The sequence below is a fragment of the Ruegeria sp. CH11 genome, from assembly GCF_056537105.1.
Genome location: NZ_JBQFQX010000014.1, coordinates 82,556 through 93,844 on the forward strand (window position 1 = coordinate 82,556; position 11,289 = coordinate 93,844).

The window sequence follows — 11,289 nt, forward strand, 5'->3', positions numbered from 1 at the left end:
CCGGGGCAGTGGTCGGGCGGATTTCGTGTTTCAACCATTATGCGGTCCTCTTGTTATCCGTAGAGTATCTGAAACTGCCGTCATCGTGCATCTCATCCACTCTTCTACTTGTACTCAATCAGCCCGGCAGGGCGGTCTGCGAAGCGGCGCAGTTGGTATTCCAGAATGCCTAAAACCTCAGGAAATTTGCCTAGGGTCAGGAAAAATGCCTGTTCCCAGGCACTGCGACTGGTCAAGCTTTCGCGGCATGCCAACCGCAGCACTTGCGCAGGATAGAGCAGAAGTAGAAACAGCGCCCAATACGTGAGCAGCGTCGTCGTCAGCAGGATCATCAGAGGTAGCCCTGCGCCCCATAAAAGTGCCCGACGACAGGTGGCTATGCCGTGCAACTCGGGCGGTGCTCCGTGTATCGCAGCGCCTTCGGCGGCGGCGTAGCCGCCTCGGCGCATACGTTTCCACCATTGTCCCAGTCGGGTCATGGCGGCATCATGGCTGGTCATCTCGTGATCGATGCGCCAGATTTCGCCCCCCTTGCGGCGCAGACGCACACAGAGTTCGGGCTCTTCCCCGGCAATGAGCGATGGGTTGAAACCATCCACAGCGGCAAGGGCATCGGCCCGCATCAGCGCATCGCCGCCGCAGCTTTTGGCCTGACCCACCGGCGTGTCCCATTCCCAATCGCAGAGCCGGTTGTAAACCGAAGCTTCGGGGAAAATCTCACGTCGACGGCCACAGACAACCACAGCCTTCGGGTGCTCTGCCAGAAAGGTGGTGGCAACCTCGATCCAGTCGGGATGTAGGGTGCAGTCACCGTCGACAAATTGCACGTAATCGATCTTGTCCCGCGCGCGCAGGGCGGCAAAACCGGCATTTCGGGCGCGAGCGGCGGTAAAAGGCTGGCTGAGGTCCAACTCCACCACGTGCGCCCCTGCTGTACACGCCACCGCGATACTGCCGTCTGCTGAGCCGGAATCCACATAGATCATATGCTCGACCGTTTCCGGAATGCTGTTCAGGCAGTTGATCAGGCGCTCGCCTTCGTTCCTGCCGATCAGGACGACACCAACCCGGGGTGGGAGAGAACTCTGCTTGACGCCCATCCCGGCCTCCTATTCTGCGCCTGCGGGCCGCATCTGAGGTCTGTCGGGCGGGTTGGCGGGGTCGGGGTTGTCACACAGCAAGGTGCGCAACCAAGCCGCTTCGTTCATGGTGTTGAAATCGATCCGAACCTTCTGCCGCCCGGCAGCACCCATATGGCGGCAAAGATCGGGGTCGCTCAGCAGAGTGTGCATTCTTTGGGTCAATGTGGGGACGTCACCTGGTGGCACGACATATCCGGTTTCACCATTGGCGATCAGCTCCGAGACACCCGCGACCTGTGTCGCAATGACCGGGATGCGGCTGGCCATGGCTTCCATCAGCACCACGGGGACACCTTCCGCAAAGCTCGGCAGGACCAAAAAGTCGGCCTCTTCCAGGAAATCGGCCACGGCCTCTTGCGGCTGATACCCCGCAAAAGTGACGGCATCGCCCAGCTCAAGAGCCTGCGTCTGCGCCTCAAGCGTCGGGCGGTCCGCGCCATCACCGATCAGCGTCAGCGTGGCGTCGGGATGATCGGTACGCAGCGCCGCGAAAGCCTGTAACAGCAGCGATGCACCCTTGACCACATCCAGCCGTCCAACGAACAGCACACGCTTGCCGAAACTCTCGCGGGGTTTGCGACCATAGCGGTCGGGATCGACACCGCAATGCACGATCGACATACGAGGCCAGTGTTGCTGGTCGGAAAACAGCATAAGTTGCGAGCGGCAGAAATGGCTGATGGCAACAACGGATCGTGCGCGGGCGATCTTTTCGCCAATCCGCCACCGCATCGGCTCGAAGAAGAGTGCGGGCCCGTGTTCGGTAAAGCTGTAGGGAATGCCCGAGATTTCGCTGGCCAGCATCGCCACCGTGCAGCTTGAGTTACCGAAATGGTTGTGCAGATGCACCACGCCCTTTTCCTTCAGGTGCGCCGCCAGCACTCCGGCCTCGGCAAAATAGAACAGCTGATAAAGCAGCGCTTTCGCCCCCGGCGAGCGGGTGCGCCAGGCCAGCCGCAGCGCCGAAAACCAGCGCCCCGGCGCATCCCGCAGCGCTTTCAGATGCGCGCCGATCAGGCGGCGCGGCGCCCGGGCAGTGCCCAGAATGCAGAATGTGTTGGCCTCTTCCGCTTTCTGATCCTCGCCGACCACATCTTTTGGATTGGCACGGCGCACGGTGCAGGTTTCGACCTCAGTGCCCAGGGCACGCAGCGCCGCGATCTCGCGCTGGATAAAGGTATGGGACACTTTTGGATATTCGCCGGTCAAATAGGCCACCGGTCCGCTCTGCGGTTGTGGCGTTAAGCTATTTTGGGGCATATCTGACCTGCCTAACTTGGAATCGTTGGAAGACATTATCGGCCTCGGGTCCAGTCCGGTCCGCCGGGTCTCAGGCGCACGGCGAGATGGACGCTGGTGTACACCAGAAATCCGAACGGTGTCGAAAGGAACAGTGCAATCAATTCCCGCAGGCCGAGTGGATTTTTAATGTCATTGCAACGTAGATCCGGGTAGAGATGATAGACTTCTGCCACGCCCGCATCCTGACGGCGGCGCACCCGAACCAGATTGCCAAACCCCTCGACCATCGGCCAGATGAAAGGGGCAGAGACTTCGACCCGTTCGTCCGGAGAAAACTGCAGTCGCACATAGGTATCGTCCGAAATGATCTGTGGAAACTGGCCCCAGCGGTCACGCCCCGTGGCATTGACGGCAAATAGCCCGGCACCCGCCGCGCTGCCTTTGTGCATGAAGGGCAGCTGCGACCACAACCGGGCATAGGCACGGGTCACAGCGCTTCGGGCTCGGGCAACCTGCAACCGACCAGTGGCATAAATCGCGGTGTCGGTCACCAATACGGTCTGTAGTTGCCCGATCAGCGGTGGCGAACAGATCACGTCTGCATCCAGATACGCGCGGGCGGCGCCCTGGGCCACCTCGTCAGCCTTGTTCAGCGCCATCAGCTTACCACCGTTTGGTATTTCTAGCACCGTCAGCTTCCAGCCCCGCGCCTTAAACCGGTTAGTGTACCTCTGCGCCAGCGGCACCGTCCGGTCTGTGCAGCCATTGGCAGCAACAATCACCTCAACCGCCCGTGCCGCCTCGTCCTGCGCCAGCAGCGCTTCGAGACAACGGCCGATGAAGTTTTCTTCGTTGTTGGCCGGGATGATGACGGTCAGCTCTGGCCGGGCAGGTGTAGGGTTCTGATGATTTGTAAGTGCTTTGGACATAAGAGATGCGTGATTATCCCGTCCGGCCCCGGATCACCTCCAGCGGGGCGTGGTGAGTGAGATAGGCACAAATTCTTGAGACAAATTTATTCCGATGGGGAGATAATTCACCGCTCATAAGGTAACTGTTTCCAATTTTGCTTGATTGTGGAAGCGTCAACAGCTTGTGGCCACACCAAGGGTGCGTGTGCATACATAGCCGCGTGGACTGCCTTTGCGGCGATATAAGACAGGCATCGTGATAGTATGTTGGTCGCGATACCCAGCGCGTTATACCTGTTTTGAGAGGATCAATAACGTAAAATAATGTTGGTTTCATACTTGGCTTTCACAATCCTTTGGCCTTGAGCAGGGGCCTGTACCAATGATACACACGCGATTGCCGATCCTGTCCGGCAAATTTCACAAGAGCTTAAATTCCCTATTGTATCTGTGTGGCATAAATTTTGCAGCTTCGCCATGTCGAAGCCATGGGTCAAATCTATGGTCCCACTCATCAGATTGAGAAATGGCTGCTACCAGAGACTATTTCCCAGAAATTGTGCTGCGATGAGTGAACAAGGTAAGCTTGGCGGGACTGGACGTCATGACATACCATGTCAGCCAGACCCGGCCCGGGCTTGAGGGTGATAACTGGATTTTGCAATGCCCAACGCCACTGCACAAATAGTTTTCTACCTCTGGCCGGTCGTCGTTTTCTTTTTGTTCCGGCGACTACCGGTTGCCCCGGCGCTGATTTGTTCGATCATCGTCGGTTATCTGCTGCTACCAAGCCGGGTCGGACTCGATTTTCCAATGATCCCGACGATAGATAAGTATGCGTTGCCGAGCATCATGGCCGCGGTCATGTGCTTTGTAGCGCTGCGGACGCAGGCGCATGAGGATCGGCGGAAACGGATGCTGGCACCACCACCACCACGCAAGTTCCGGGGCGATGTGGTGATAAATATACTGCTGGTCTTGCTGTTTAGTTCACCCATGCTGACCATGCTGACCAATCGAGAGCCGGTCTTTGCTGGCCCTAATATAATTAAGGGGCTGGAATTCTATGATGGGCTGGCGATGGCAGGTAATCAGCTTTTTATGATTATTCCCTTTCTGTTGGCTCGCCGTTTCCTTGCCAGTCCCGAGAGCCATATCCTTCTGCTTAGAACTCTCTGCATCGCCGGATTGATTTACTCAATACCGGCTCTTTACGAGGTGCGGATGAGTCCGCAACTCAACGTCAATATCTACGGCTTTTTCCCACATTCCTTTGATCAGCACATACGTGCTGGAGGATTTCGACCGATTGTCTTTCTGCCTCATGGCCTGTGGCTGGGCATGTTCTTCGCGATGGCTATTCTGGCTGCGGCGGCATTGTCTCGAAGTAGGGACCGGGTTTCCCAGCCTGGGTTGTGGCGGATCGCCGCCTTCTGGCTGCTGCCGGTGCTGTTTTTGTGTAAGAGCGTCGGCGCTTTTGTCATCGCGTTGATGTTGTTGCCGGCCGCCTTTCTAATGAAAACGCGCGGACAGTTTTTGCTGGCCTCGATCCTAGCCGGGATTGTGTTGCTATATCCTATGGCTCGTGGTGCTGGCTGGGTCCCCACCGAAGGCATCTACAACATCGCTCTAAAGTTTAGCGAAGCGCGCGCTGAGTCGTTGGATTTCCGGTTGGACAACGAAGATAGACTGTTGGAACGGGCCAACTTGAAACCGCTGGCAGGTTGGGGGTCCTGGGGACGCAATAAGATATATCATCCTTTTACTGGTCGGGATATTAGCATTGCTGATGGTGCCTGGGTCATCTTCATTGGAGGATCGGGATGGCTGGGATATGTTGCACGCTTTGGTCTTTTAACATTACCTATCATCTTTCTGGCGTTGCAGCACAGTAAACGAAGGTTTGGTCCGGAAACTTCTGGATTGGCTCTGGTTTTGGCGGCTGGCATTGTGGATTTGATACCAAATGCGACGTTAACACCCCTCACATGGCTGATCGGTGGGGCATTGATCGGGCGCTATGCATATCAACCGTCGGGGCGGGCCAAGGCCGTAAACCCTGTCCTAGATGAGCAACCCACAAAACAACCACTGTTGATCGCCCGAACGCGCCGAGGCACAACGCTGGATATCCCTAAACAAGAGACACAGACGGGCATCACAATCACCCGCAAACCTCGAACGAACTGACAGTAGTACCGGTAAGAACATGATGCAGACCCAAGTAGATTAGTCACGTTCTAGCACGGCCCCGGTTAACCGTTTTCAACGTAAATCCTGTCTGTATAGCAACTAACTAATCAGTGCTGTCACATTTGAGCAGCCCAGAGAATTTTCTTGCAAGCGTCTGCGCGATATGCGCGGTGCCATTGGCATCTGGGTGGATAGTGTCTCGATAGGTAACACCTGGCACCATGCCGAGATTGAGCGTTTCTATATTTTGCGAATCTGCCCAGTGAAAGAAACTAAGCCCAAGGTCCGAGATGCCGGAGACACGCTCATGCACATCCGCATTGTAGACAAGAAGGAGGTCAGCATTGGCGAATTCAGTGTGCTCTAAAATCGTATCGAGAGCCGCAAGGCTTGCCTGTACCCGCTCCTCGAACGGTAACGGAGTTTTTGGCGCGACAGGAGGGAAAAGCCTCTCGATAACGGCTTCGACAAAATCACCGATTGCACCCAGTGGTGGTGACAGTCGATAAGGAACCAGCGAGCCGTTGTGCGTCGGTGTATCGACGAGATCGTGCGCTGATAGCACTAACACAACCTCAGACGCTCCGAATGTTCCATATAGTTCAAGCGCAGCCGCTTGATTTACGGGCCCCCAACTAGAAACCGCCATCGGGATCACACGTACTTTGCATTCCGACGAAGAGAGTATTGTGGACAGAAGCGGAGCAATCGTTTCATCCTGATCGAGAAAATGGTTCCCGTAGACTATACTGTCCCCAATTAGGAGAAGACGGACCTCATCGCCAGGAACTTCCTCGGGATGATCCGCTGCACGGAACCCGTGATTGTTGATTTGAATGCGGTTTCCCCATCGCTTGTAATTTGCATCGGGCACCAATCGATATTCAAGCATTTCATCGCGAACAGCGATCGGAGGATCACCAAGCCCAACCAACCTCAATGCTATCTCAGTTGCGGCGAGTACAGCGAGAAACACAGCTGAAACAACGAGCAATCTCTGTATCATGGGTTTGCGGCTTGCGGTGCATTCAGACGCGCCCTCAGGCCGTGCAATGGTTGTTCTGCGAACCTATAGACAAGCGCAGCCCAGCTTAGCGAAAGTACTGCCGCATAAATGCCGGTCAGCCAATCCTCGGGGCGGCCCATATTCCACAAAGTGTGAAGGATCACGAAATGCACCAGATATAACGTGTAGGAATAAATTCCGATACGTCTCAGGATCCAAAAGTTCAGAGGGCGAAAAAGAACATGGTCATGGCGCTTCACCGCGTAGAAGAAAATTGGCATCAGCGCGATTCCCTGCAGCGTGTAGCGTAGCGTGGAGCGAAACACCGGATCTCGCCAGAGAAACGAAATCAGAAGACCAATCATCGCCGCGCCAAGCGCTGAATAGAATACCTGCGGTCGTTGCGCCCAGTCCGGTATCCGGTCCTGCGCCATCAGAATCCCCAAGAGGCAGCCATATAACAAGCTGTCAAAGCGCGTATCCGTGGAAATGTAGATTGCCCATTCGCTAGTATCGAAGATGAGCAGCCGGACACATCGCCAAATGAAGATGGCCCCGAGAAGCCATACGACATGGGCGACCCCGATTTTCCTACGGGCGACTAGAAGAAAGAGGGCTGGCCAGATTACATAAAAGTGCTCTTCAACCGAGAGCGACCAAAGTACTCCGAGGCCAGTGACACTCGACTCAGCGCCCGGAAGGAGTGAATAATAATTATAAACAAAGAGAAGCTGGGCGAGTGCGGATTTTGCACTCAGATCACCCGGTGCCAAACCTGCTATGGCCAGCCAAATGGCGAGCGCCATCGTCAATACGAGTGGAGGGCCCAGCCGAAGCACGCGTCTGAGATAGAATGCGACGAAGGCAATGTTATTGGTTCGGGCATGCTCTCGGCAGAGGAGCGTGGTGATCAGGAAACCGGAAAGAAAAAAGAAGATCGTCACGCCAAAGCCGCCGGGGATTAAATTCGACAGCCCTGCATGAGCTAAAAACACAATCATTATGGATACAGCCCGCAAGCCATCCAACGATGGGATCTGCCCATATCCAGCGTCGGGCCAAGCTGTCTTCGCCCGAGACAGCGAATGCTCATTACTCATATGGCTAAATTCCAACAAACTTCTATAAGTGTACATTTCCAATCAGAATAGTATTTGATCTAGAAATGCTTATTTTGATGTGTCGATCAATTATTTTCTTCCCTGGGTCGAAGCCTGAGTGCCTGCATCTGAGATAGGATGAGATGGTTTGGCTTCCTTGCCGGCCGGAATTGGCCGAAGGTTTCACGCGGCCAGTGTATTTTATACGTTGGGAGCACTCACTTTATATCCACAGTATAGGTGGAGCTTCGGGCCGGTGGCGATCTCACTTTTCCCGTCTGTGTCCGGACACGTGAAAACACAGGTGGCGCATTATTCTGTCACTGAGACGAAAAATTGCGACATTGGCAATAGGCGTGGCACGGTATCAAATTTCAAGCGCCAGTTCTGATTGTTGATGCATTGTTTGCAATTGGCCTGCTCGGCCAATATTCCACACGCTTGCTGGTGAGCTTCCAACTGCATCCCACAGCAAGGCTGCGATCCTGTGATAGCCATAACAGCCTAACTTGTCAGTCAACTCAATCATATCTTCAATCAACCTGTCTTCGCTGCCACACCCCTTTGGTCGTTTTGTTGCATAGAATGGTGCCGCCACAATACACGACCGGTGCGGTACTCCGAAATCAAACACCGCCTTTAAAGCCGCCTGCTCCCCTTCAGGAGGCGTTTGAACTCTCTGAACCGGCCGGTTCTTATGCACCATATTGCTTGGCCAGCGTTGGTAGGTTTGTTCGGTTATGCGAGCGGCCCGGATCACACAGGCTCGTGCAATCCCTTGCCCGGCAAGTATTTCAACTTGCGGTAGCTTAATAGATATTTCTTCGGAATTGTGTGACACAATTCCAACCTTGGATTCTCCGTTGCTCTAAACATAGCGGTGAACCGTTTTTAGTGAAGGGAGGATTAACCTGACTACAATTGCCAACATCAGATCCTCTACAATGAAGTACTTCAAAAAAGTGATGTCGATTCAATTTAGAGTCGGCATCACTTTCTCATTTGTACATGGGTTTACAAATCCCACACATCCACTGTCACGGTTGCGCTTTCATAGTTACCATTGTCGTCGGTTGCCCAGTAGGTAAAGCTGTCCTGTCCGGTGAAGTCTTCGTTCGGCCGGTAGAGCAATTGCCCGTCCTCTTGCAGGTAGAGGTCGCCATGCACAGGATCGGTCAGCCCGTCGATCCGCAACGTGTCGCCATCGGGGTCGGAATCGTTTGCCAGAACGTTGATCAGGGTGTCCTGGTTCTGGTTTACGCTGAAGGCGTCGTCCAGGGCGTTGGGGGCAGCGCTGTTCAGATCGATCTCACCATTAAACCGGGCGTTGAAGAAGTCGAGCAGGTCGTCCGGGTAGTTCAGCGTCACCACATGTGCGAACTTCATCAACTCGCCTGTAGCGCGGTCGGCGACGAAATCCTCAATCAGCATCACTTTGCGGCCATCAGCGGTTTGGTAATAGCCATCTGAGGCTAGCAACCGGGCTATGTCATTAACATCCAATCTCTGTACATCGAGGTGGAACTGTCGGTCGCGCGATCCGATGGAATCTGTCTTGATTCCATTGAAATAGAACATCTCATCTGGAGAAAGCGTGGTGTCGCCCTGCATTTCGAACTCGAGACGACCGGGAGTCAGGTCATCCGACGTCAGGACCGAATGGCGCGCAGGGTTATAGCCTTCATACCAAGTCCCGACTCTTCGCACCAGGACATCAATAAGGATGTTGTCGAAATCGACATCCTCCAGACCTGGTTCGGAAATGAATTCATTTTCGAGAAACGTGCCGATATTGAAGCCTTCGACCGTCAGGCCGTTCACGACCATGTCAAACGCATTGGTCCCAAGAATGAGGCCTGCTCCGGGGCCTCCAAGGCCGACCACGTTCTGGGTAGCTATCAGATCGAAATCCTTCAGAGTGTAGTGCGAGGTATATTCAATCAGCGCACCTTGGGCGGTTTCCCAGTTCAGGAACCCATCCAGCACCGTGCGAACATCCGTCTCCTGAGACGGGTTGTCCTTGATCACGGTCAGCCCCATCTCGGTACCAAAGGCCTCATTGTCTCGGAAACCCTGGATCGGGGTCATATTCACCCGAATTGCATCCGAACCAAAGCCCAGTTCTGGCTGGTGCAGGTTGGCTGCCAGAGGATCAGTGGGCGCGCTGCGATGCATCCACACAAAGCCATTGGACGTGTTGATCGCTACGTTCTCTGCGGCTTCAACCAAGCGACCGGCAAAGAAAAAACCATCGCCGGTACGGCCATTGTCATGGCGTTCCACCGCGTGATAGTCCTTGACCGTCTGATCTACACCTTCGGACCGGATCGCCATGTTGCGCAGCCAGGTGCCGGTCTCGTCGCCGTCTTCCGCGGCAAAGGCGGCTCCAAAGACTTCAAAGGCTACGTTCTCGGTGAAATTGGCGTGGCTGGAATGGTGCACAAAGCCCCAGCCCGGCGAGCCGCTGACGGTATTGCCGATGGCGATGGCCGGATTTTCCTGATCGGCGGTGCCGGTCTTGTGGAAATGGAAGGAATAGCGGCCCTTGATGTTGGTGTCGGATTCAATGGTGGCAAACGCCTCAAGATCGGCCGCCGCCACCGATTTATCGGTGCGGCCCAGATCGTCGAAAGCGGCATAGCGCACATCCACATCATCGCTGTGCATGAACATGGTGTGACCGCGGTGATGTACCGCCGTGTCTTCACCGTCCTCGCTGGAGAAGGTGATGTTGCGCGTCATGTTCGCCACATAGGCCTTAAGGTCATCACGTGGCGTGTCATGGTTGTGGCGCAGCGCCCGGTCGATGGTGATGGTCGAGCCGTTGATGCCGGTGATCACCACTTCCTCGTCCTGGCTTTCCACATACTGGCTGCGGCCATCAATCCATTGCCGGCCTTCCTTGTGGGTGCCGCTCAGTACGATCGTGTCACCAATCTGCCAGCCCTCAGGCACTTCAGCCAAACTGATCTGGGTGTCGCCAGCCATCGGGGCATCGTCCACCTTCAGGAAGCTTTCCTTCTTGGCACCATAAATCTCGACCTCACCATGCGAGATCACCCCCCGAGACAGCAGGGTTGGGTCCCAGTTGGTATCGATATCGCCGTTATTGGCAATCACGATCTGTACGTCGACATTGGCCTGGATCGGGTTCTCTTCGGTTCCGATTTCAAGGCGACCCGTCGGTGAAACCACCATCGTATCCAGCAGCATCTTGGAATCGGCATCGGTAGCAAAGCTCAACTCGCCATCAACGCGTACGGTGAACAGTGAAGCGTCGCTTTCGCCCTCGTAGCGCAGGCTGATGCCTTCGGGGATCAGTACCTGAGCGCCTTCACCGGGGATCCGGCCTTCGTACCAGTTACCTGGATCAAACCAATCACCGTTGCCGATTGCCACATGGGTTGCTTCGGCGCGTGGCACCAGTTCCAGCAACTGCATATGCTCGCCGGCCTTGCTGGGATCATCCCCGTGCGCATGCGCATCCGGCAGTGCCTTAACTGCCGCAACATATGCCTCAACCTCCGAAGCATCGGTGGGGGGCGGAATATATCCGTCGCTGTGATCGCCATGACCGTCGCCGTGTCCGGTGTCGTCACCGTTATCGCCGTGTCCGGTGTCGTCACCGTTATCGCCGTGTCCGGTGTCGTCACCGTTATCGCCGTGTCCGGTGTCGTCACCGTTATCGCCGTGTC

8 protein-coding genes are annotated in these 11,289 nt (G+C 55.3%); 1 reads left to right on the forward strand and 7 read right to left on the reverse strand.

The features are described 5' to 3' along the window. Nucleotides 1-104: 104 nt before the first annotated feature. Genes ACR0LX_RS18185 through ACR0LX_RS18195 form a run of 3 tightly spaced genes read right to left on the reverse strand, consistent with a single transcriptional unit; the run spans nucleotide 105 to nucleotide 3,313 of the window. Entirely contained in the window at nucleotides 105-1,100 is a 996-nt protein-coding gene (locus tag ACR0LX_RS18185; protein ID WP_480784932.1) for a glycosyltransferase family 2 protein, read from the reverse strand. 9 nt (nucleotides 1,101-1,109) lie between these two features. Beyond that, nucleotides 1,110-2,402, reverse strand: a complete 1,293-nt coding sequence (locus tag ACR0LX_RS18190) for a glycosyltransferase (protein ID WP_480784933.1) — start codon at nucleotides 2,400-2,402, stop codon at nucleotides 1,110-1,112. A 35-nt stretch (nucleotides 2,403-2,437) separates the two neighbouring features. After that, nucleotides 2,438-3,313: a glycosyltransferase family 2 protein gene (locus tag ACR0LX_RS18195; protein WP_480784934.1), complete on the reverse strand. Its 876-nt coding sequence runs from the start codon at nucleotides 3,311-3,313 to the stop codon at nucleotides 2,438-2,440. Between the two features lie 645 nt (nucleotides 3,314-3,958). On the opposite strand from ACR0LX_RS18195, the gene ACR0LX_RS18200 reads away from it, so the two are divergent. Next, nucleotides 3,959-5,485, forward strand: a complete 1,527-nt coding sequence (locus ACR0LX_RS18200) for a hypothetical protein (RefSeq protein WP_480784935.1) — start codon at nucleotides 3,959-3,961, stop codon at nucleotides 5,483-5,485. Nucleotides 5,486-5,591: 106 nt separating this feature from the next. Here the strand turns inward: ACR0LX_RS18200 and ACR0LX_RS18205 are convergent, their stop codons facing one another. The 4 genes from ACR0LX_RS18205 to ACR0LX_RS18220 all read right to left on the reverse strand — a co-directional run. Next, complete coding sequence (locus ACR0LX_RS18205; protein ID WP_480784936.1) at nucleotides 5,592-6,494, reverse strand: hypothetical protein; 903 nt, start codon at nucleotides 6,492-6,494, stop codon at nucleotides 5,592-5,594. After that, a complete protein-coding gene (locus ACR0LX_RS18210; protein WP_480784937.1) occupies nucleotides 6,491-7,594 on the reverse strand; it encodes an acyltransferase family protein in 1,104 nt (367 codons plus the stop codon). Before ACR0LX_RS18210 ends, ACR0LX_RS18205 begins: the two co-directional genes overlap by 4 nt. A 367-nt stretch (nucleotides 7,595-7,961) precedes the next feature. After that, nucleotides 7,962-8,435, reverse strand: a complete 474-nt coding sequence (locus tag ACR0LX_RS18215; protein WP_480784938.1) for a hypothetical protein — start codon at nucleotides 8,433-8,435, stop codon at nucleotides 7,962-7,964. 173 nt (nucleotides 8,436-8,608) lie between these two features. Then, on the reverse strand, nucleotides 8,609-11,289 hold a 2,681-nt coding region (locus ACR0LX_RS18220), incomplete at its 5' end, for an Ig-like domain-containing protein (protein WP_480784939.1).

What these genes read in the sequence shown, in the direction of transcription:
- ACR0LX_RS18195 (WP_480784934.1), bottom strand. Translation starts at nt 3,313, where the DNA reads ATGTCCAAAGCACTTACAAATCATCAGAACCCTACACCTGCCCGGCCA.
- ACR0LX_RS18210 (WP_480784937.1), bottom strand. Translation starts at nt 7,594, where the DNA reads ATGAGTAATGAGCATTCGCTGTCTCGGGCGAAGACAGCTTGGCCCGAC.
- ACR0LX_RS18190 (WP_480784933.1), bottom strand. Translation starts at nt 2,402, where the DNA reads ATGCCCCAAAATAGCTTAACGCCACAACCGCAGAGCGGACCGGTGGCC.
- ACR0LX_RS18200 (WP_480784935.1), top strand. Translation starts at nt 3,959, where the DNA reads ATGCCCAACGCCACTGCACAAATAGTTTTCTACCTCTGGCCGGTCGTC.
- ACR0LX_RS18205 (WP_480784936.1), bottom strand. Translation starts at nt 6,494, where the DNA reads ATGATACAGAGATTGCTCGTTGTTTCAGCTGTGTTTCTCGCTGTACTC.
- ACR0LX_RS18185 (WP_480784932.1), bottom strand. Translation starts at nt 1,100, where the DNA reads ATGGGCGTCAAGCAGAGTTCTCTCCCACCCCGGGTTGGTGTCGTCCTG.